Annotated in this window: 16 protein-coding genes; 9 read left to right on the forward strand and 7 right to left on the reverse strand. The window is 65.5% G+C overall.

Annotation, left to right across the window (positions count from 1 at the left end; genetic code table 11):
* Positions 1-57: 57 nt before the first annotated feature.
* From ACGLHR_RS32850 to ACGLHR_RS32860, 3 genes are all read right to left on the reverse strand, one after another.
* The gene (locus ACGLHR_RS32850) at positions 58-561 is read right to left on the reverse strand and encodes a prepilin peptidase (RefSeq protein ID WP_400099006.1); all 504 of its coding nucleotides are present in this window, start codon (positions 559-561) and stop codon (positions 58-60) included.
* 4 nt (positions 562-565) lie between these two features.
* Positions 566-754, reverse strand: coding sequence for a Flp family type IVb pilin (locus ACGLHR_RS32855; protein ID WP_400099008.1), 189 nt, complete (start codon positions 752-754; stop codon positions 566-568).
* 338 nt (positions 755-1,092) lie between these two features.
* The gene (locus ACGLHR_RS32860; protein ID WP_400099010.1) at positions 1,093-2,277 is read right to left on the reverse strand and encodes a collagen-like triple helix repeat-containing protein; all 1,185 of its coding nucleotides are present in this window, start codon (positions 2,275-2,277) and stop codon (positions 1,093-1,095) included.
* A 697-nt stretch (positions 2,278-2,974) separates the two neighbouring features.
* Here ACGLHR_RS32860 and ACGLHR_RS32865 point away from each other — a divergent pair.
* From ACGLHR_RS32865 to ACGLHR_RS32885, 5 genes are all read left to right on the forward strand, one after another.
* On the forward strand, positions 2,975-4,366 hold the full coding sequence (locus ACGLHR_RS32865) for a collagen-like triple helix repeat-containing protein (protein WP_400099012.1): 1,392 nt from the start codon (positions 2,975-2,977) through the stop codon (positions 4,364-4,366).
* Positions 4,367-4,486: 120 nt separating this feature from the next.
* Positions 4,487-6,154 (forward strand): ShlB/FhaC/HecB family hemolysin secretion/activation protein, encoded by a 1,668-nt coding sequence (locus tag ACGLHR_RS32870; RefSeq protein WP_400099014.1) that lies wholly within the window; start codon positions 4,487-4,489, stop codon positions 6,152-6,154.
* Between the two features lie 166 nt (positions 6,155-6,320).
* Entirely contained in the window at positions 6,321-8,609 is a 2,289-nt protein-coding gene (locus tag ACGLHR_RS32875; RefSeq protein ID WP_400099016.1) for a TonB-dependent receptor, read from the forward strand.
* A gap of 269 nt (positions 8,610-8,878) precedes the next feature.
* Positions 8,879-11,104, forward strand: a complete 2,226-nt coding sequence (locus ACGLHR_RS32880; protein ID WP_400099018.1) for a TonB-dependent receptor — start codon at positions 8,879-8,881, stop codon at positions 11,102-11,104.
* A gap of 142 nt (positions 11,105-11,246) precedes the next feature.
* On the forward strand, positions 11,247-12,035 hold the full coding sequence (locus ACGLHR_RS32885) for a tetratricopeptide repeat protein (RefSeq protein WP_400099036.1): 789 nt from the start codon (positions 11,247-11,249) through the stop codon (positions 12,033-12,035).
* On the opposite strand, the gene ACGLHR_RS32890 is transcribed toward ACGLHR_RS32885, so the two are convergent.
* Together ACGLHR_RS32890 and ACGLHR_RS32895 are read right to left on the reverse strand one after the other, a co-directional pair.
* On the reverse strand, positions 12,004-12,210 hold the full coding sequence (locus tag ACGLHR_RS32890) for a dodecin (RefSeq protein WP_400099020.1): 207 nt from the start codon (positions 12,208-12,210) through the stop codon (positions 12,004-12,006). The genes ACGLHR_RS32885 and ACGLHR_RS32890 overlap by 32 nt on opposite strands.
* Positions 12,211-12,374: 164 nt before the next feature.
* Entirely contained in the window at positions 12,375-13,337 is a 963-nt protein-coding gene (locus ACGLHR_RS32895; RefSeq protein ID WP_400099022.1) for a LysR family transcriptional regulator, read from the reverse strand.
* Between the two features lie 428 nt (positions 13,338-13,765).
* On the opposite strand from ACGLHR_RS32895, the gene ACGLHR_RS32900 reads away from it, so the two are divergent.
* Complete coding sequence (locus ACGLHR_RS32900; RefSeq protein ID WP_400099024.1) at positions 13,766-15,172, forward strand: amidase; 1,407 nt, start codon at positions 13,766-13,768, stop codon at positions 15,170-15,172.
* A gap of 85 nt (positions 15,173-15,257) precedes the next feature.
* Positions 15,258-16,262 (forward strand): Bug family tripartite tricarboxylate transporter substrate binding protein, encoded by a 1,005-nt coding sequence (locus ACGLHR_RS32905; protein WP_400099025.1) that lies wholly within the window; start codon positions 15,258-15,260, stop codon positions 16,260-16,262.
* A 6-nt stretch (positions 16,263-16,268) separates the two neighbouring features.
* Here ACGLHR_RS32905 and ACGLHR_RS32910 read toward each other — a convergent pair whose 3' ends face one another.
* Positions 16,269-17,192 carry a LysR substrate-binding domain-containing protein gene (locus ACGLHR_RS32910; protein ID WP_318233987.1) on the reverse strand — a complete coding sequence of 308 codons (924 nt, stop codon included), beginning with the start codon at positions 17,190-17,192 and terminating at the stop codon, positions 16,269-16,271.
* A 94-nt stretch (positions 17,193-17,286) separates the two neighbouring features.
* Between ACGLHR_RS32910 and ACGLHR_RS32915 the strand changes: the two genes are divergently transcribed.
* Complete coding sequence (locus ACGLHR_RS32915; RefSeq protein ID WP_400099027.1) at positions 17,287-18,429, forward strand: tartrate dehydrogenase; 1,143 nt, start codon at positions 17,287-17,289, stop codon at positions 18,427-18,429.
* A 95-nt stretch (positions 18,430-18,524) separates the two neighbouring features.
* Here ACGLHR_RS32915 and ACGLHR_RS32920 read toward each other — a convergent pair whose 3' ends face one another.
* Entirely contained in the window at positions 18,525-19,688 is a 1,164-nt protein-coding gene (locus tag ACGLHR_RS32920) for a PAS domain-containing protein (protein ID WP_400099029.1), read from the reverse strand.
* Between the two features lie 189 nt (positions 19,689-19,877).
* Here ACGLHR_RS32920 and ACGLHR_RS32925 point away from each other — a divergent pair, with 189 nt between their 5' ends.
* Positions 19,878-21,200 carry a BCCT family transporter gene (locus ACGLHR_RS32925; protein WP_400099031.1) on the forward strand — a complete coding sequence of 441 codons (1,323 nt, stop codon included), beginning with the start codon at positions 19,878-19,880 and terminating at the stop codon, positions 21,198-21,200.
* Positions 21,201-21,264 lie beyond the last annotated feature (64 nt).

The raw sequence follows: 21,264 nt of genomic DNA on the forward strand, positions 1-21,264 counted from the left end.
GAACCGGTGGCGCGGACCCCAAGGGCAATAGCGGGTAGCCATCCACCTGCGTGGCAGCTACTTCCCCGAAACCATCCACACGATCAGGCCCATAGCCAGGTAAGCGGCATATGGGATTCCGCGCTTCCCGGCCACCTGCTTCGCCACAACCGTCGCTGTCACGCCAGCTCGCCGCTGCGACAGGCCATCTACGCGGTTCCGCCAGGTAGCCCAGACCGTGCCAGCTTCCGCACGCACCAACAATGCATGTGCAAAAGCGAGCAGGCTACCGACGATCCACACCGTCACCAGACCCAATGGGCCGGTGAACAAACCCGTTACCGCGAAGAACTTGACGTCACCCGCACCCATGCGCCCGAGCGCGTAGACCGGCAACATGACCAGCAAGCCAATCGCAAAGCCGAGCATGCGCGAAGCCAATGCTGGCTCAGGCATATGCCCGAACAGCAGCACCAGGCAGACAGCCACCAGGGTGGCTGCCAGCACGGCATTGGGTACTTTCCGGTAAGCCAGGTCGGTCCAGATGGTTACCGCACAGTAGAGCGCGGCAATGGCCTCCACTGTGTCAGGTGGCGGCGGCAGGCAGGAGCGAGAGGAGCTTTGTCCCTAGGTTGGTAAAGCCAGTCGAAAGGTTGTTACCGAGCGCGGTGGCGCCGACGATCATGCCCATTGCGATCAACCCCGCAATCAACCCATACTCGATTGCAGTTGCCCCTTGTTCGTCCCGAAGAAAGCGTGCCAAAGCGTATTTCATGATTTCACTCCGTTTTTAATTTATGTCATCACCCAGCGTCCGCTTACCCCTCCGATGCCGCCTCGCTCTTGTGGCCAGGCTAGTACCGAGCAGTAACGCTGGTGCACAATTTATAGATCAAAGCCATGTATCAACCATACCCCCCCTTGGAGTTATAGTTGTCTCAGCATAACGGCTGACATCCGTTTGAAAACAGTGTCTTCTTAAAGAGCAAAACTTCTACTCGCGTCAAATACCACACCCGTTCGGGTGAGCCATGTGGCGCGGTGTGATGTAAAAGGATGCGCAGCCACGGGGTAAGGACGACTGCGCACCGTAAAGACGTATTTAGATCAAACTCAGTGAGCCAGGCCACCGAGCAGATTGGTCAGCCCAGGCGCGTTCGACGTCGTCGACGTCGTCGATGTCGCGCCCGCCGCGGCGTTGCGCGCGCCGCTCAGCACGCCCGTCACAGGCGCCAGCAAACTGGTCAGGGGCCCCAGCGCGCCGGCAGTGCCAGTGCCAGCGCCCGTGGAAGCGCCGCCCGTCACGCCTGCAAGCAAGCCCGTCACAGGCGCCAACGCGCCTGCTGCGCCAGCGCTTGTGCCTGAGCTGGAGCCGCCCCCGATACCGGCCAGGGGCAGGTTGCTGAGCAGCCCGCCGAGCGGGTTGCCGCCGGTGCCGTTGCCGTGCACCAGCATGCCGGCCCCGGCGACGGTCTTGCCGGCTTCGGTCACGACGCCGCCCAGGCTGGAGACCACGGGGGCTTGGGTATTGGTCAGCAGGCTGCCGCCGCTGGCCACCGAGTTGCCCAGCGTGGCCAGCAGGTTGTCCAGCGGCGCGCCAAGGCCGGTGGCCGCGCCAATCGTTTGCGTAACCGTAGTGACCTGCGTGGTCAACGGCACGATCACCTTGCTCACGCTGCCGCTGACTTGCGCCACGGGGCCGGTCGAAAGCGCCTCGCCCAGCTTGCCGCCGGCCATCGTCACCGCGCCGCCAACCTGGTTGACCAGGCCACCCACGGGCGTGGTCACTGCGCCTAGCGGAGCCAGCTGGCCGGTGCCGAGGCTGCTCACGAGATCGCCTGCGCTCGATACCGTGACACCGGCTTTCTGCACCACGTTGCCGGTGCTGGACACGGTGATGCCAAGCGGATCGGTGACTGCACCCATCTTGCCAAGTCCGTCGCCCACACCTGCGCCCAGCGCGCCCGCCGTGTCACCCGCGTTTGCCACTACGCCGCCGAGCGCGTTACGCGTAGCGTCCGGAAGCAGCGGCACTTGCGCCGCCTGGATCTGCTTGCCGATATCGCTCACTGCGTTGCCCGTCGCCACCACCGTATTGCCAGCGCCTTCAGTGACCTTGGCCGTGGGCGTGGTGTCGGGGGTTGCAGCCGGCGTTGGCGGGTTCGGGGGCGTGGTGGGCGTGATGGCGGCGGGGCTCACGCCACTGCCGGATCCGTTGGAGGAGCAACCTGCCAGCAGCAACAGTGCCGCGGCACAGGCGAGGGTCATGGATGACATCGGGGCGAAATGCGCTTTCATGGGATCTCCTGGTCTTCCTCGCGGAAGGTTCTCCTTTGGAACTGCTATCGAATTGGCTCTTGGACGATGCATGCGACCTGTTAAGCGCGGAACGCAATACGACTAGGGCGTTTGCTCCGCGCCACGCTGTGCGCCGCGCTTGTCGGGAGTCAATACCGCAAGCTGCGTGCCACCCGCATGGCACGCAGCAGGCAAGGCAGTCGATCGACGCTGGCGCCGCCGCGCAAACCCTTGTTTGACGCGGCATGGCGAACATGGCACAGGCACGCGTCCCGTTGCACAACAAGACGGCCCCATGCCGTGCAGCGTGTTACGTGCTACGTAACGTGTTCCCCCTTCGATGTGCCCGACGCGCCAGCGCGCACGCGCCGTCTGCCCACACGTTGCTGACAGGGTTGGCATGCGGCCGCGGCGCGTTGAACAAGCCCGTGTTGTTCCGTGTGAGCGCCACGGCGTTACGTAACGCGTAACACCGAAACACCGCGCAGCGCGCTCATGTCTGGTCCTTTCCCGGCTATGTCTCATCCTCTTCAAACCCATGCGCGGCAAGGCTTGGCGCATTTCTATCCGGTGTTCTGGCGCGGACCGGCGGCGTGCCGGCACGCACTGGCACACCCTTTGCGCAATGCAGTGACACCACGGCATGCGCCATGCGCACCGTGATGTCACGACGGGAAGAAAAAAAATGGAAAAGGTCATGCGTACTCAACAAATCCTCATCACGGCACTGCTCGGCTCGCTGTTGGCACTCGGCGGTTGCGCAAGCGGTGGCGGCACAACGTCCATGGATACCGGCAGCGGTGCGGGCAGCAGCAATGGCGGCGGTACCAGCGTTGGCACCGCCGCCGCCGGCACCAACGCCGGCACGGGCGGTGGCAGCAATGGTGGCAATTCCGGCGGCGACAATGGCGGAAACAACGGCGGAAACAATGGTGGCAATAACGGCGGCAACAACGGTGGTGGCAGCACGGCTGCGCTGACGCCGACCAGCCAGATCGTCAATCAAGCGGGTGGCCTGGTGACCTCGGCCGGCAACGTAGTGAGCGACCTCGGCACGCAAATCAAGAACACCAACCTGCCGATCCTCTCGACCCAATCCAAAGATGGCCTGGGCGGCGTGGTCGGCTCGCTTGGCGCCGCGGTCAGCACCCTGGGCAACGGGGTGCAGAACGGCCTGGGCAACACCCCCAATGCCACCAACCCGCTCGGCACCACGGTGGCAAGCACCGGCGGCGTAGTCAGCCGGGTTGGCAATGCCGTGACCAACGCAGGCGCGCTCGTCAGCGGCCTGGGCAGCGGTCCGCTGTCGCCGCTGGCAGCAGTCACCACGCCGGTGGGTTCACTGGTTTCGCAAGTCGGCACCGCGGTCAATGGCGCGGGCGCACCGCTCGGCGCGGCCCTCTCGACCGGCCCCGTGGAGCAGTTGACCGGTGGCGTCAGCAAGCTCATCGTGCCCCTCACCGCGCAACTCACCAGCACCACGCAGACGCTGGGCGCGGCGACCGGCATGGGGGCGCCGGCCAACAACCTGCTGGCGACGCTTGGCGGCGGCCTGGCCACGGCGGGCAACACCATCAGGCAAACCAACACGCCGGTGGTGTCGGGCGTGGGCGGCATCGTCGCCGGCGCGGGCGGCACGGTCGCCGCGCTGGGCGGCGTGGCCTACAACCCGAGCGGCACTGGCACCGGCAACCCGCTGGCACCGGTCACGAGCCTGCTGGGCGGACTTACGGGTGGCCTGACGGGTGGCAGCGCAAGCGGCCCGCTGGCTCCGGTGACCAGCCTCGTTGGCGGACTGACTGGCGGGCTGCCCGGCGGCCTCGGCGGCGGCAGCGCGAGCGGCCCGCTCGCACCCGTCACCGGACTGGTCAGCGGCGTGGTGAGCACGGTCGCAGGCGTGGCCGGCGGCGCAACCGGCGGTGCCACGGGTGGCGGCGCAAGCAATGCGCTCGCACCGGTTACCGGCCTCGTCGCGGGCATCACCGGGGGCAATGGCGCCAGCAACGGCAGCGGCTCGGGCAACAACGCGCTGGCGCCGCTTACCGGCCTCGTGGGTGGCCTGCTGGGCGGCCTCGGCACCAAGCGCTGAGCATTAAAAGAGAGAACGCGATCGGCCACGCAATACCGCCAAGGGTAGCGGCACCCCTGGCGTGATTGGCACACCGCGTTAAAGCCGCATGCTGATTTTTACGGATCCAGGGGTATGACCATGACGCACACACGCCTGCGTGTTGCCACGTTGCTGCTCGGCATCGGCGCCTGCAACGGTGTCCTTGCGGAGCCACGCAGCCCGATCCTGGGCGATCCCACGCAAACCTTGCCTAGCATCGCGCCTGCGCGCCCGCCCGAGAGCAGGGTCACCGTGCAGGTCGAGCGGCCGGACTCCGCGCTGCAAGACCTGCTCTCCAGCAAGCTCACGCCGCAGCGCTTCCAGATCGAAGGCGTGAAGGCGATTCCATTCGCGCAGATCGCGGCCAAGTTCGCACCGCTGGCCGGCAAGGAAATCACGGTGGGCCAGTTGCTGGAGGTGGCAAATGAAGTCACCCAGATGTACCAGCAACGCGGCTATCCGCTGTCCTTCGCCTTTGTCCCGACACAGCGTTTCGAGAATGGCAACGTGCTGGTCACCGTGGTGGAAGGCCATGTCTCCACCATCACGATCCGGGGCGAAGCGGGCCCGGCCGAAGGCCGCCTGCGCGCCATTGCCGAGCAGTTGATGCAGGACCATCCGCTGCGCCGCGAGACCTTCGAGCATTACGTCAACGTGCTGGCGCTGCAGCCCGGCATGCAGGTGGCCGCTACCGTGCAGCCGCCGCAGACCACGGACGGCGCCTGCGAGATGGTGCTCGAGGTCAAGCGCAAGCCCTTTACGTTTGGCATGGGCCTGGATTACAAATCGCCGAGCGTGCGTGGCATCTTCACCGCCACCACCAACAGCCTGACGCCGCTGGGAGAACAGATATCGGTCTCCGCGCTGGCGCCCCGGGGCCCGGATCACGAGGAGTACTACGTCGCCAGCTACGGCCAGCCGATCGGTACCGAGGGCATGATGGCCCGCCTGAGCGCCTCGCATTACCGTGGCGTGCCGCAAAACGGCGCGCTGGCGCAGATCGGCTTCGATACGCGCTACGTGAACGACACCAAGCGCCTCGGCGGCACGCTCAGCTATCCGGTGATCCTCAATAACGCGCATTCGCTCACGGCTACCGGCGGCCTCTATGCCAACGACCAGTTCGAGCGCTACACGCAATCGGGCACGGGCAGCCAGATCGCGCTGACCACGCACGTGCGCGTGCTAAGCGCGGAACTCGCCTACGTGCAGCGGCAGGAGGGCCAGACCCGCAGTGCCACGCTTGGCGTCTACAAAGGCATGAACGCGCTCGGCGCGAGCCGCGAGAACAATATCAACGACCTGGACTTCGTGCGTAGCCGGATGGTGGTGTCGCAGGCCACCGACCTGCCTTGGGGCTTCGGCGTGGCGATGTCCGCCGCGGGCCAGTACAGCGGGCAGCGCCTGGCGTCGAGCGAGCAGATCAGCTTTGGCGGACGCTTCTTCGGGCTCGGCTATCCGGCGGGCGAAGTGGCGGGCGACAAGGGCTGGGGCGCGTCGGCGGAGATCAACCGTCTCTTCACGCCTGGCCTGGCCTACCTGAAGACCGCGCAGCCTTACGTGCTGACGGACATGGCGCGCGTGTACTCGAACAGCTTGTCGCTGGTGCACCGCACGCTGCAGTCGGTGGCCATCGGCCTGCGCTTCTCGGACCGGCGCTACTACACGCTCGATGTCTCGGTGGCGCAGCCGGTTGGCGACAGGCCGACCAATGCCGCGCGCCGGTCGCCACGCTTGAACGCGACTTACTCTTACCAGTTTGAATAGGCCGATCAAGTAGCACTTAAGTGGCGATCAAGTAGCGAATACACGACAAAAACGAAGCACATTTGGGAAATTTCCCATGCGCTTTGCAGATTCTTCCGAGTTTCTGGGGCGTGAATGCAAATGATAATTGCTCGCATTCATTTCAAACCGCAGCAGTTGGAGAGTCATGCAAAGCGCCCTCGTCACCAGGACCAACAAGAAGCAAAGCGCCATCCCGCGTCTCACAGGCGCCGTTGGCGTGGCCATCGCGGCCGCGCCCGTAGCCGCCCAGCCAGGCGGGGACCCCAAGATGGCTGCGGTGGAATTGCCGCAGGTCACCGTCAGCGGCTCGAGCCACAGCGAGTTCAAGGCAGACAGCACGTCGTCGATCAAGACGCCCGGCCCGCTGCTCGATGTGCCCAAGTCCATCACCGTGATCCCGCACGAGCTCATCCAGAGCACGGCGTCGACCAGCCTCAGCGAGGTACTGCGCGCCGTTCCCGGCATCGCCTTTGGCGCGGGCGAGGGTGGCAACCCGGTTGGCGACCGCCCCTTTATCCGCGGCTACGATGCCCAGGCCAGCACCTTTCTCGATGGCTTCCGCGATATCGGCGCGCAGTCGCGCGAAATGTTCAATATCGAATCGGTCGAGGTCACCAAGGGCCCGGCGGGCGCCTATGACGGGCGCGGCTCGGCTGGCGGCAGCATCAACATCGTCAGCAAGTCGCCCAAGCTTGACAGCTTCGCCGAAGGCAACTTCGGCGTGGGCAACGCCAGCTACAAGCGCGGCACCGCCGACGCCAACTGGCAACTCGGCAATCGCACCGCGGTGCGCATGAACGCCATGTACCACGATGCCGGCGTGCCCGGGCGCGACTCGACGCACCAGGAGCGCTGGGGCTTCGCGCCTTCGATTGCCTTCGGCCTGGGCAGCGATACGCGGCTGACGCTGTCCTACTACCACATGGAGACGGACGCGCTGCCCGACACCGGCATGCCCTACAACAACCCCACGTTCAATGCCCGCAAGGACGGCCGGCCACGCACCCGGCTGGCAGGCGATGGTTCGCCGCTCAAGCTGCCGCGCAACACGTACTACGGACTCGTCGACCGCGATTTCCGCAAGGACAGCGCGGACGTCGGCACGATCCGCTTCGAGCACGATTTCAGCCCCGCGCTCAAGTTCCGCAACCAGACGCGGTTCGGCCGCACCAAGCAGGACTACCTCTGGACGCGGCCCGACGGCAGCTTCGAAGGCAATATCTATTACGACTTGGTCTGGCGCAGGACCAACCAGCGCCACGGCATATCCACTACGGTGGCCAACCAGACCGACCTGTCCGGAGAGTTTCTCACGGGCGCGCTCAAGCACAAGTACGCCTTCGGCGTGGAGTTTTCCCGGGAAAAGAGCGAGAACGACGGCTACAGCGTAGGCACCGGCGACAAGCGCTGCCCGCGCGGCCCGGGCGCCGCCAGCGGCTACAACTGCACCACGCTGTACAACCCGGATCCGCACGACCCGTGGTCCGGCCGGATCGCCCGCGAATACAATCCGACCAATCACAAGGCCACTACCACATCGGTCTATGCCTTCGACTCGATCGAGCTCAACAAACAGTGGCTGGTGAATGCCGGACTGCGCTTCGATCGCTACAGCGGCGAGGTCGAGACCGCCCGCGCCAACAGCGGCGCCGGCCCGCGCAGCACGCATGCGCGAGACGACAATCTCTTCAACTACCAGGTCGGCGTGGTCTACAAACCGGTGGAAAACGCCAGTGTCTACTTGTCCTACGGCACCTCATCCACGCCCGCAGGTGCTGTGGTCGGGCAGGGCAGCGAGCTCAGCGGGCTGGCGCCGACCAAGGCGGGCAGCGCGCTGTCCCCCGAGAAGAACCGCAGCATCGAACTCGGCACCAAGTGGGACGCGCTGCGCAAGCGCCTGGCATTGACCGCCGCGATCTTCCGCGTGGAGACCACCAACGCACGCATCACCCTGGAAGACGGCCTCGCGGCCATGGCGGGCGACAAGCGCGTGGACGGCATCGAGCTCGGCTTTTCCGGCAACGTCACCGACCAGTGGGCGGTGTTCGGCGGCTACACCCACCTGAAAAGCGAGTGGCGCAAGAACGGCGGATCCGGCAGCGACTTCGGCGCGAGCGATGGCCACTCCTTCCCAAACACACCGTCGGACAGCTTCAGCGTGTGGAGTACCTACCAGCCCTTCCCCAACCTCACGCTGGGCGGCGGCGCCTACTACGTGTCCAAGGTATGGGGCAGCCAGGCCCGCAACAACTGGGTGCCCTCCTACTGGCGTTTCGACGCCATGGCCGCCTACCGGCTCAACAAAAACGTGACGCTGCAACTCAACGTGATGAATCTCGCCGACAAGGTCTATTACAACCAGGCCTACCCGGCGCACTACGCATCGATAGCGCCTGGGCGCGCCGCCATTTTCAACGTGAACCTGCGCTATTGAGCGCAAGCGGGTCCCGGCCGACAAGCGCCGCCGTGGCACGCCCAATCCGGGCGTGCCACGGCAAGTCGTTCCATACTGAAAATCCTAAATGTAACGTTTTCGCTACAGACGTCATGGTTGTATGTCTTGACTGACATATCAAACACAAATGATAATCCATCTCATTCGCAACATCATTCAAACAATCGGGGAAATTTGTGCAGACCGCTTTTGTCGTCCGGAAGAACAGAAAACATAACGTCATCCCACGCCTTTCCGGCGCTGTAGGCATGGCGGTCGCAGCCGCCCCGGTAGCTGCCCAATCTGCCGGCACGACCGTTGCCGCCGTGGAATTGCCCGCGGTCACAGTCAGCGGCGCCAACGAAAGTGGCTTCAAGGCTGACACGGCATCGTCGATCAAGACGCCCGGCGCCCTGCTCGATACGCCCAAGTCGATCACCATCATTCCGCAGGAAGTGATCCAGAGCACCGGTTCGACCAGCCTGAGCGATGTGCTGCGTACGGTTCCCGGTATCTCCTTCGGCGCCGGCGAAGGCGGCAACCCGGTGGGCGACCGGCCCTTTATCCGTGGCTACGATGCCCAGGCCAGCACCTTCCTGGATGGTTTCCGCGATATCGGCTCGCAGAGCCGTGAGTTGTTCAATGTCGAATCGGTCGAGGTCACCAAGGGCCCGGCCGGCGCCTACGACGGCCGCGGCTCGGCCGGCGGCAGCATCAACATCGTCAGCAAGGCGCCCAGGTTGACGAGCTTCGCCGAAGGCAACATCGGCGTCGGCAATGCGGACTACAAGCGTGCCACGGTCGACGGCAACTGGAAGTTCGCCGACCACGCGGCCTTCCGCCTGAACGCCATGTATCACGATGCCGGCGTCGCCGGGCGCGATACCACGCATCAAAATCGCTGGGGCTTCGCACCGTCCGTGGCTTTTGGCCTGGGTACCGACACGCGCCTGACGCTGTCCTACTACCACATGCAGTCGGACGATATCCCCGACACCGGCATCCCCTACAACAACCCCACCTTCAACCGCCGCACGGATGGCCGCCCGCGCGTGAGCTTGGCCGGCGACGGCTCGCCGGTGAACGTGCCGCGCAACACCTACTACGGCTTGTCCGACCGCGATTTCCGCAAGGACAAAGCGGATATGGGCACCATTCGCTTCGAGCACGATTTCAGCCCCGCGCTCAAGTTCCGCAACCAGACCCGCATTGCCAGGACCAGCCAGGACTACATCTGGACCCAGCCGGACGACAGCCAGGGCAACCTCTACTACGGCATGATCTGGCGCCGCGCCAACACGCGCGTGGCCACCGCCAATACCATTGCCAACCAGACCGACCTGTCGGGCGAGTTCACCACCGGCACGATCAAGCACAAGTACGCCTTCGGCGTGGAGTTCGCGCAAGAGAAGAGCGAGAACGACAGCTACAACGTGGATACGGGTGGCACCAATGGCAACCGCTGCCCGAGCGGCCCGGGCGCGGCCGGCGGCTACAACTGCACCACGCTGTACAACCCGAACCCCAACGACCCGTCGTCCGGCGCCATCAGCCGCGTGAACAACCCGACCAACTCGAAGACCAACACCAGTTCGGTCTACGCCTTCGACTCGATCGAGCTGAACAAGCAGTGGCTGCTCAATGCCGGCGTGCGTTTCGACCGCTACAGCACCGAGTTCCAGGCGGCCCGCGCGGCCAACGGCACCCGCGCCGAGTATTCGCGTGACGACAACCTGTTCAACTACCAGTTGGGCCTGGTTTACAAGCCGGTGGACAACGCCAGCTTCTACGTCTCCTACGGTACCTCATCGACGCCGGCCGGCTCTTTCCTGGCCCAGGGCAGCGATGGCAACGCGCTGGCGCCGGACCGCAATGGCCGCAATCCCGGCTCCAACCTTGCCCCCGAAAAGAACCGCGCCTTCGAAATCGGCACCAAGTGGGACGTGCTGCGCAAGCGCCTGGCGCTGACGGCGGCGATCTTCCGCGTGGAAACCACCAATGCGCGCATCACCATGCAGGACGGCACCGCCGCCATGGCCGGCGATAAACGCGTGGATGGCGTGGAACTGGGCTTCTCGGGCAACGTCACCGACAAGTGGGCCGTGTTCGGCGGCTATACCCACCTGAAGAGCGAACTGCGCAACAACGGCGGCTCCGGTGCGGCCTTCGGCGCCACCAACGGCCAGACCTTCCCCAACACGCCGGCGGACAGCTTCAGCGTGTGGAGCACGTATCAGATCATCCCCAACCTCACGGTGGGCGGCGGTGCGTACTACGTGTCCAAGGTATGGGGCAGCGAAGCCAGCAACAAGTGGGTGCCCTCGTACTGGCGCTTCGACGCGATGGCCTCGTATCGCATCAACAAGAACGTCGCGCTGCAGCTCAATGTGTTCAACCTGGCCGACAAGGTCTACTACAACCAGGCTTACGCCAGCCACTACGCATCGATCGCTCCCGGACGCTCTGGCGTCCTGAGCCTCAACGTGCGTTATTGAGCGCGCAGGCGCTCGGCAAACCCTGCGCTGCTGGCCGGTCTGGCAGACCGGCCAGCCCGCACACGGCACACCACCCTTGCGGCCCGGTGTGCCGTTTTTACTTTATCCGCCCTGTATGGACACTCTGGACACTTTGGACACTCTGGACTCGCTTCCCTTTCGCATCGCCTCTCCCGGAGAGCTCGACCAGCTCGGCCCCAACGGCCTGGCCGACAAGCTCCGCGAGCCGCCCCACCTGGCGCTGCCCTGGCTGGGCGGCGCAGCCGTGCAGGGCAACCTCGACGCGCAGATGATTCTCGGCCAGTGGTTTCTCGCTGGCCACGGCCTGGAACGCGACGAAGCCCGCGCCTTTGCATGGTTCAAGTACGCCGCGCACGCCGGCCATGCAGGTGCCTCGAACATGACCGGCCGCTGCTACGAAAACGCCTGGGGCACGCTGCAGGACGATCACGCGGCAGCGCAGTGGTACACCCTCGCGGCGCAACGCGGCTCCGACTGGGGCATGTACAACCTGGCAACCGCGCTGGTGCTGGGCCGCGGCATTACCGCCAGCCGCTCGCAAGCCCTGGACTGGTATCTGCGGGCCGCCGGCATGGAGCACGCCAAGTCGCTCAATATCGTAGGCGGCTTCTACGAGGACGGCTGGGAAGTGGAACGCGACGCGGCCGTGGCAATGGACTACTATCGCCGCGCGGCCGAAGGCGGCGATTTTCGCGGGCAGTTCAACTATGCCCGCGCGCTGGCGCTATGCGGCCAGGAACATGAGGCCATCCGGTGGGTACGGCAGGTGCCGCGCACCGCCAACGGGCCCTTCATCGAGAAGATGCTCGCCTTCTTGCGCGACGCGCCCGACGCGGCGCTCAACCAGTTGTATTGCCACGCGGATGACGCCGCGCAACTCAGCTCACGCGAAACCCAACCTTCAACGTGACCTGGAAGTGCGCGACCTTGCCGTCCGCGATGTGCCCGCGTGTCTCAACCACTTCGAACCAGTCGATATGCTTGATGGTCTCGCTCGCCTTCTCGATGGCGCTACGGATCGCCGAGTCGCAGCCGTCCGGCGACGAACCCACGATCTCGACCAGTTTGTAGGTGTGGTTTGACATGTCCGCCCTCCTTGGCGCGTTGGCCGCTGGCTATGATCCGCACCCGCCAGCTCGGTGCTCCGGATACGTTTCTCCATCATAGGCAGCGGGCGTGGCAAATCCCAAGTGCGGTTACTCGCCGAAAGGATTGCTGACGTGTTAAGGACCGCCCCTGCGCCGGCGTTTCATGCCGAAGGCTGGGCCGCGCGCCGGCGCGCCGGCTGGTCAGATACCGCTCGGCGCCGCCCCGCGATGTCCTCGGCCAGCCATTCGACGAAGGCACGCACCGCCGGCGGCAGGTGGCGCCCTGCCATGGTTTGTACCTGCAGCGCGCGCTGCTGCATGGCGCGGCTGGCAATCGGCACCAGCACGCGCCGCTCCGCGCGCAGGTTGTTGCGCACCGCCAGGGATCCCGTCAGGTACACCGCATCCGCATAGGCCTGGTAGCCCACCAGCGCGCTCAGGGAATTGCTGCTAAGCAATATGCGCGGGCGCAGCCCTTCCACGCCGCAGGCCAGGTCGAACAGTTGCCGGATGGTGTTGGTCTCGCTGGGCAGCGCGAGCGGATATGCCACCACCTCCCTCAGGCTGGCTCGCTTGAGCGCGGCCAGCGGATGCTTGCGCGCCACATAGGCATAGACCGGCGCGACCTCCGAATAGGCGACCTCGATGCCTTCCTGCGCGGCGATGGCGAACGTCAGCGCCAGGTCCACCGCCCCCTCTCGCACCATGCGGGTGGCGAGCGCGGGCGCGCAAACCTCAAGCGAAAAGCTCACGCCGGGAAAGCGGCGCTGGAACAGCGCCATGGCGTAAGGCATGTAGTCCCGCGCGAAGCCGTCGGTGCAGGCCAGCCTGACCTTGCTGTGCGCCACGCTAAGCAGGCCCTGGAGATCGGCCTGCAAGGTCTGCGCGTCGAGGAAGGCGCGGCGTCCGTATTGCTGCACCACCTGTCCAGCCTCGGTCAGGCGCATGCCGCGCGGCTCGCGCTCGAAGAGCGTGGTGCCGAGCTCCGCTTCGAGCCGGGCCACCTGCCGGCTGATGGCCGATACCGCCACATGCAACGAGGCAGAGGCCGCGCTGAGCGAGCCACGCTCCGCCACTTCGAGGAAATAGGCCAGCGGTACCGCGTGGATCGATGTGAGCTTCATGGTTGTGCTTCTATGCTTCTGGCTTGCGTGCCGGTGGCGGGATAGGCGAGCAGCACGCGCAAATGCCGCGCCGGCCTTTGCGCAATGATAAGCCTGACCTTCAATTGCCTTGCTGATTTTAGAAAGCAGCTTTCTACCCGGGCCGAGCGCCAATGGTGCCGAAATGCCATGCAGCGCGGCCCGCGCGGCAAGTTCTCGCGCAAACGGCACCGTGGCGGTGCGGGTAGTGCGCCGTGCCACGCCACGAGCGGGCGTGAACGGGCGTAGAGAGACCGCAAATGCTGTTGGCATTGCGACACGCCCTTTGCCGGAACCGGCCCGGCAGCCTCTATCGTTACGCCATGCCCCGGCCGCACGGCGCGAGCAAGCCAGCATGCAAGCGGCAGGGGCGCCGACAGAAAGCAAAGCGAAGCAAGGAGACCGATCTCATGGAAGACATCTGCTACCTGGGCGCCGTGGACATGGCCCGCGCCATCCGCAGCCGGGAGTTGGGCGTGCGCGAAGTCGTGGACGCGCATATCGAGCGCATCGAGCGCGTCAACCCGGCCGTCAACGCCATCGTCACCACCACGTTCGACCAGGCGCTGGCCGCGGCCGATGCGGCCGACACGGCGCTGGCGCGTGGCGCCGTGCCTGGGCCGCTGTTTGGCCTGCCGGTGGCGCACAAGGATTCCTTCCTGAGCGCGGGCGTGCGCACTACCTTCGGGTCCGCCGTGTACCGGGATTTCGTGCCGGCGCAAGACAGCGCGGTGGTGGCGCGCCAGCGGGCGGCGGGCGCCATCATGCTGGGCAAGACCAACCTGCCGGAGTTCGGCGCCGGCTCGCACACCTTCAACGCCGTGTTCGGCGCCACGCGCAACCCTTACCGCCAGGACGTCTCGGCCGGCGGCAGCAGCGGCGGCAGCGCGGCGGCGCTGGCCGCGGGCATGGTCGCGCTGGCCGATGGCTCGGACATGGGCGGCTCGCTGCGCAACCCGGCCAGCTTCTGCAATGTGGTGGGCTTGCGCCCGTCGATCGGCAGGGTGCCGATGGCGCCGGCCAACCATGCGTTCAACACGCTCACCGTGGGCGGGCCGATGGGCCGCTCGGTAGCGGACGTGGCGCTGATGTTCAGCGTGCTGGCCGGCGACCATGCGGGCGACCCGCTGGCGATCGCCAGCGACGCCAGTGATTTCGCCACCCTGCCCCGGCTGGATGGCAAGGGCCTGCGAGTGGCGCTCAGCCCGACGCTCGGCGGGCTGCCGTTCGAGCCGGCGGTGAGCCGCATGTTGCAGGAGGGTATTCGCCAGTGCCAGGCACTGGGCTGCACGGTGGACGAGGCGGAGCCGGATTTCAGCGGGGCCGACCACGCTTTCGAGGTGCTGCGCGCGCTGGCTTTTGCCACCAACTATGGCGCGGCGCGCGCCGAGCATGGCGAACTGATGAAGGAGACGGTGCGCTGGAACATCGACCTGGGGCTTGCCCAGGACGGCGCCGCGATTGCCGAGGCCGCGCGGGCCCACAGCCGCATGTTCGCGCGCATGCAGGCGCTGCTGGAGCGCTACGATTTCCTGATCGCACCGGTGTCGCAGGTGACGCCGTTCGCCGTTGAAACCGAGTATCCGCAGCACATCGAAGGCGTGTTCATGCCGAGCTACATCGGCTGGATGCGCTCCTGCTACCGCATCACCATCACGGGCCATCCGGCCATCTCGGTGCCGTGCGGCTTTACCGCGGACGGCTTGCCGGTGGGCTTGCAGATCGTCGGCAAGTATCGCGGCGAGCGCGCGCTGCTGGCGTTCGCGCAACTGTTCGAGCAGGCCAATCCGGCCGGTCGCATCCGCCCGGCGTTGTAAGCCGCCGCGGCGGGCGCCGGCCGGGATCAGCGCACCGACCACATTGATCGCAACACAAGGGGAAACACAGATGTTTGCAACGCACATGACAAGATGGACACTGGACAAGACCAGCGGCGTGGCCCGATGCATCCTTGGCGGTGTAGCCGCTTGCGCGGCCCTCATGCCTGCCGGGCCGGCGCTGGCCCAGACGTACCCTGACAAGCCGATCAAGCTGGTGGTGCCCTTCCCCCCGGGCGGCTCCACGGATGTGCTCGCCCGCTTGGTGGCGCGCAAGCTGGGCGAGGTACTGCGGCAATCCGTGGTGGTGGAGAACAAGGCCGGCGCCGGCACCATCGTCGGCGCAGACTATGTGGCGAAATCCACGCCTGACGGCTACACCCTGCTGCTCAGCGCAGCCACGACGTTCACGGTGAATCCGGTCACCTATTCGCGCCTGCCCTACGACTCGCTCAAGAGCTTCGAGCCGCTCGGCATGGTTGGCTCCACCGCGCTGGTGCTGCTGGCCAATCCGGCAGTCAAGGCGGATACGCTCAAGCAACTGGTGGCCGAGGCCAAGGCCAAGCCCGGGGGCATGTCCTACGGCTCCTATGGCGCGGGCACCACCGCGCACTTCGCAGGCGAGATGCTCAACGCGGCCACCGGCATGGGCTTGCTGCACGTGCCTTACAAAGGCAGCGCGCCCGCCATGGCCGACCTGATCGGCAACCAGATCCCGCTGTCCGTCGATACCGTGGTGGCAGCCGCGCCGCAACTCAAGGGCGGCAAGGTCAAGGCCATCGCCGTCACCAGCGCCACGCGCTCGATGCTGTTGCCCCAGGTGCCCACGGCGATCGAAAGCGGCTATCCCGGCGTGTCGCTCAGCACCTGGTTTGCCATCGTCGCGCCCAAGGGCATTCCCTCGCCGGCACGCCAGACGCTGGAAACCGCCATTGCCAGCATGATGAAGGATCCCGCGCTGCAACAAAGCATGACCGCCAACGGCTTCGAGCCGGAGTACGGCAGCGCCGGCGAATACCGTGCGCGCGTCACCAGCGAGATCGCGCGCCTGCGCAAGATCGCGCAAGCCGCAAATATTCACGCGGACTAAGCGATCTCAGCCTCGCATGGCCCCATGCGAGGCCGCACGCTCGCGAAAGAACGCTTCGAAGAATTCCACGCAGACACGGATCTTGGCCGAGCTGGTCAGGCGCGAGGGGTACACCGCCCAGATATTCGCCTCCTGGCTGCATTCGGGCAGGATCTGCTCCAGCTCGCCCGCGGCCAGCATCGGCCCCACGTCCCACAGCGAGCGCAGCACGATGCCGCGGCCGTCGACCGCCCAGCGCACTACGATCTCGCCGTTGTTGGACGACAGCGGCCCCGTGACCTTGACGGTCTGCTCCGCGTTGCCGTTACGCAGCTTCCAGACGCCGAAGGGATGGTCGCGCTCCTTGATGACCAGGCAATCGTGGCTGGCCAGGTCGGCCAGCGTGCGCGGCCGGCCGCGGCGCGCCAGGTAGGCGGGAGACGCGCACAGGATGCGGTGGTTGTCGCCAAGCCGGCGCGCGATATGGTGCGGCGCGATCTCATCGCCCACGCGGATGTCGAGATCGAAACCTTCGGTCGCCACATCCACCAGCCGGTCGAACACCTCGAAGCGAACCTGGAGCGCCGGGTACAGCGTAGACAGCTCGGAGATGGCCGGGGCCACGACGCGGCGCCCGAAGCCAAAGCTGGAGCAAACCCGCAGCAGGCCACGCGGGTTGCGGCGCGTGCTTGAGACTTCTTCGTAGAGATGATCAATGTCGTCCAGGATGCGCTGCGCCAGCGCATAGACGCGCTCGCCATCCTCGCTCACCACCACGCGCCGGGTGGTGCGGTGGAAGAGCTTTACCGCAAGCGCCGTTTCCAGCATCTGGATGCGCTTGCTGATATAGGCCGGCGACACGCCAAGCGCCTCCGCGGCGGCGGAGAAGCTCGATTTGCGCGCTACCTCGATAAAGACGCGCAGGTCTTCATTGAGCAGGTCATTCTTCACGAAGTGTGTTTTATCTATTCACGGATTGGCCGATTATATTCCACCTGGAGTTCCGTACCATGGGCCATCCCAATCCCGACCACGAGCATCCGCCATGACAACGACCTCTCCCGCGCCCTTCCGCATTGCCGTCATCCCCGGCGACGGCATCGGCAATGAAGTCATGCCCGAAGGCCTGCGCGTGCTGGAAGCCGCCGCCGAGCGCTTCTCGCTGGCGCTCGAATTCGTCCGCTTCGACTGGGCGCACTGCGACTACTACCTGCAGACCGGCGCAATGATGCCGGCGGACTGGCGTGAGCAGCTGGAAGGCTTCGATGCGCTGTATTTCGGCGCGGTCGGCTGGCCCGCCAAGGTGCCGGACCACGTCTCGCTGTGGGGTTCGCTGCTGAAGTTCCGCCGCGAGTTCGACCAGTACGTGAACCTGCGCCCGGTGCGGCTGTTCGAGGGTGTGCCTTGCCCGCTGGCCAACCGCAAGCCGGGCGACATCGACTTCTTCGTGGTGCGCGAGAACACCGAGGGGGAATACACCTCGCTGGGCGGCCGCATGTTCGAGGGCACGGAGCGCGAGGTGGTGCTGCAGGAATCCGTGTTCAGCCGCGTGGGCACCGACCGCGTGCTGCGCTACGCCTTCGAGCTGGCGCAATCGCGCCCGCGCCGCCATCTCACGGTGGCGACCAAGTCCAACGGCATTGCGGTCAGCATGCCGTACTGGGACGAGCGCACCGACGCCATGGCGCAGCACTACCCGGATGTGACGGTTGACCGACAGCACATCGACATCCTTACGGCGCGCTTCGTGCTGCAGCCCAACCGCTTCGACGTGGTGGTGGCCTCCAACCTGTTCGGCGACATCCTCTCCGACCTGGGCCCGGCTTGCGCCGGCACGATCGGGCTGGCGCCGTCGGCCAACCTCAACCCGGACCGCAAGTTTCCGTCGCTGTTCGAGCCGGTCCACGGCTCGGCGCCCGACATCTATGGCAAGGCCATCGCCAACCCGATCGCCATGATCTGGTCGGGCGCGCTGATGCTGGACTTCCTCGGCGGCGCCGAAGGCATGGCGGCGGCCGATAGCGCGCGCTACCGAGAGGCGCACGACGCCATCGTGAACGCCATCGAGGCGGTGCTGGCACAGGGACCGCGCACGCCGGACCTGGGCGGCGAAGCACGCACCGGGGACGTAGGCGAGGCGATCGCGGCGCTGGTCCGCAAGGCGAGTGCGCAGGCCCTCGCCGCCTGAGGCTCTCAAGCCGCGCCACGCGCTGCAGGGCGCGGCATTACCCTTGCGGAGTGCGCTGCGGCCTGCGGCCGGCGGCAGCACACCGCGCAGATGCCTTACTTTGCTTTTCCGGTCGCCTGGACGGCCACGATCACGTGCGTCGGCAGCCTGGTCTCTTCGTCGCGGCATAGCGCCGCCCGGATGCTGACCGGCAACTGGCGCCCATCCTTGCGCACAAGGCGGGCTTCGAACGCGCACCGATCCTCGGTTCCGCTGAGCAGGCCCTGCAGCGCTTCGCCGTCGCCCGCCAACAGATCCGGCAGCGTGAGCGCCGCCAACGCCGCTTCCGAATAGCCGAGCATGCCGGTCAGCGCCGCGTTGACCGACTCCCATTGCCAGCCGATCCCGATCAGCGCCATGCCCTCGGACGCGAGTTCGAAGACCGCGCGAAAGCGCGCCTGCTGATCGCGCAGCGACTGCTCCACCGCCTTGCGGGCGGTACTGTCCATGCTGATGCCGACCATCTTCACCAGCCGGCCTTCGACATCGCGGATGGGCGTCGCGCGCGAGGAGATCCAGCGGATGCCGCCATCCGGCGGCAGGATGCGGAAATCGAACTCATGCGGCTCGCCGGTGCGCAGCGAATCCTCGTAGATCCGTTCCATCATCGGGATGTCTTCGGGGTGCGCGCGCTTCCAGAAATCGACATTGCTGGCGATCGGCCAGCCGTACACGCTTTCCACATTCGGCGAATAGGTGACGGCATCGGTGATGAGATTCCACTCCCACGTCACGATGCGCGCGGCCTCCTGCGCGAGTTTCATCCGCGCTTCACTGTCCATGATCTCTGCGGTGTACTTGCGCCGCACATCGGTCATCGGCAACGAAACAGCGCTGGAGGACTCGGCCTCGCGCTGGGCCTCCTCGCCATAGCGCAGCCAGATCCAGTTGACGTTGAGGAACGCGGCCAGCTTGCGCAGGTTGTCATAGTCGATCTCGCCGCCGCGCGTCCATTTGTGGATGGCCGGACGCGACAGGCCCAGCGCGGTGGCAACGGCCTGGAGCGTGAGCTTCTTATGCTCGAGCAATTCCTTCAGGCGGAAAGCAAAGCTGTCTTCTTTCATGGTGTCGGCCTGATGAACCCGGTCACCCAAGGTCAGGCCCGTAGCGAATCCTAAGAGTCCGAAAGGATACACCGCCGGCATGCGGGCCCCGTCAGTGCGCACCGCTAACCCGTAACACGCAGCGAAGTGCGCCGCTCGCCACGCCTGCCGCGACATTTCGGGGGCAGCCTCCACATAGGGCGAAATCCCGCTTGTGCAAGCCGAATTTCTTCCTTAGACTAGGCCTCGTTAACTGTTGGTTATTGTAAACCTTTGGTTAATTTCATAAAGGAGTTCAGAGAAAACTTCACCCCCGCAACTGTCAACCGTTCCATGCGCGCAGACGCAATGGAGGAGGAGACCAAATTGAGTACTACCAAAAGCAGCAGGGACTTGTTCCTGACAGGCTGCACCGTGGCTGCAGTCGTAGCCACCGTGGTCGCCATGACGATGTGGCCCGACCAGGCCGCGGCCACCGCGTCGCAGCTGTTCAACTGGGCCACGCGCTCGTTCGGATCCCTTGTCCAGATTTTCGTCTTCGGCTGCGTCCTCGCCTGCATGGCGCTGGCGTTCAGCAAGTACGGCAACGTGCGGCTGGGCGAAGGCAAGCCGGAATACTCCACGCTATCGTGGGTCTTCATGTTCATCTGCGCCGGAATGGGGTCGTCGACCATGTACTGGGGCGTGATGGAATGGGTGTACTACTATCAGTCGCCGGGCCTGAATATCGCGACAGGCACGCGCCAGGCGCTTGAGTACAGCGTCAGCTATTCGTTCTTCCACTGGGGCCTGAGCGCGTGGGCGGTCTATGCCTTGCCTTCGCTCGCCATGGCGTATCACTTTCATGTCCGCAAGAACAAAGGCCTGAACCTGGCATCGATGGTCGAGGCCGTGACCGGCTTCAAGGCCGGCGGTCCGGTCGGCCGGGCGGTAGACCTGATCTTCCTGCTGACGATGTTCGGCGCGCTCACGGTGTCGATCGCGCTGACGGCCTCCACCTTCACGCGCGGCCTGTCGGGCCTGACGGGTGTGCCCGATACCTTCATGACGCAGTTGATCGTGATCATCGGCGTCTCGGTCATCTTCTCGCTAAGCTCCTACGTGGGCATCGATGGCGGCATGCAGCGCCTGAGCCATATGGTGTGCTGGGGCGCGCTGTTGCTGGCCGCCGTGGTGCTCGTGGTGGGCCCGACGCTGTTTACTGCGAACAACGTGGTCAACGGCCTCGGCCTCATGCTGCAGAACTACATCCACATGAGCCTGTTCACCGACCCCACGGGCGACGGCGCCTTCAGCCGCGGCTGGACGGTGTTCTACTGGCTGTGGTGGGTGTCGTATTCGCCGGGCGTGGCAATGTTCGTTGCCCGTGTGTCGAAGGGCCGCAAGATCAAGGAAGTGATCTACGCCCTGTTGCTCGGCGGCAGCGTCGGTTGCTGGTTCTTCTTCGGGGCGCTGCAAAGCTACAGCATGCACCAGTTCATCAGCGGCGCGATCGACGTGCCCCGCATCCTGAAGGAGCATGGCGGCGAATCCGCGGTGGAAATGCTGTTGACGGCCCTGCCCGCCGGCAGGCTGTTCCTGGCAGCCTACCTGTTCATCATGATCATTTTCCTGGCGGCGCACGTGGATGCCGTGGCCTATCAGGCCGCTGAAATACCTCCGACCGAAGTCAGCGATTCGAGTGGCTGAAGCGTTGATCTGAGAACCCCACACCCTACGACGTTTCATGCGCGGCGCCGACACCTTCACCGAA

The organism is Cupriavidus sp. CuC1 (genome assembly GCF_044627735.1).
Taxonomy (GTDB): Bacteria; Pseudomonadota; Gammaproteobacteria; order Burkholderiales; family Burkholderiaceae; genus Cupriavidus; species Cupriavidus ulmosensis.

Bases quoted from the DNA above. Each gene is read 5' to 3' on its own strand.
- ACGLHR_RS32855 (WP_400099008.1), bottom strand. From the start codon at position 754: ATGAAATACGCTTTGGCACGCTTTCTTCGGGACGAACAAGGGGCAACT.
- ACGLHR_RS32860 (WP_400099010.1), bottom strand. From the start codon at position 2,277: ATGAAAGCGCATTTCGCCCCGATGTCATCCATGACCCTCGCCTGTGCC.
- ACGLHR_RS32865 (WP_400099012.1), top strand. From the start codon at position 2,975: ATGCGTACTCAACAAATCCTCATCACGGCACTGCTCGGCTCGCTGTTG.
- ACGLHR_RS32870 (WP_400099014.1), top strand. From the start codon at position 4,487: ATGACGCACACACGCCTGCGTGTTGCCACGTTGCTGCTCGGCATCGGC.
- ACGLHR_RS32875 (WP_400099016.1), top strand. From the start codon at position 6,321: ATGCAAAGCGCCCTCGTCACCAGGACCAACAAGAAGCAAAGCGCCATC.
- ACGLHR_RS32880 (WP_400099018.1), top strand. From the start codon at position 8,879: ATGGCGGTCGCAGCCGCCCCGGTAGCTGCCCAATCTGCCGGCACGACC.
- ACGLHR_RS32890 (WP_400099020.1), bottom strand. From the start codon at position 12,210: ATGTCAAACCACACCTACAAACTGGTCGAGATCGTGGGTTCGTCGCCG.
- ACGLHR_RS32895 (WP_400099022.1), bottom strand. From the start codon at position 13,337: ATGAAGCTCACATCGATCCACGCGGTACCGCTGGCCTATTTCCTCGAA.
- ACGLHR_RS32900 (WP_400099024.1), top strand. From the start codon at position 13,766: ATGGAAGACATCTGCTACCTGGGCGCCGTGGACATGGCCCGCGCCATC.
- ACGLHR_RS32905 (WP_400099025.1), top strand. From the start codon at position 15,258: ATGACAAGATGGACACTGGACAAGACCAGCGGCGTGGCCCGATGCATC.
- ACGLHR_RS32915 (WP_400099027.1), top strand. From the start codon at position 17,287: ATGACAACGACCTCTCCCGCGCCCTTCCGCATTGCCGTCATCCCCGGC.
- ACGLHR_RS32920 (WP_400099029.1), bottom strand. From the start codon at position 19,688: ATGTCGCGGCAGGCGTGGCGAGCGGCGCACTTCGCTGCGTGTTACGGG.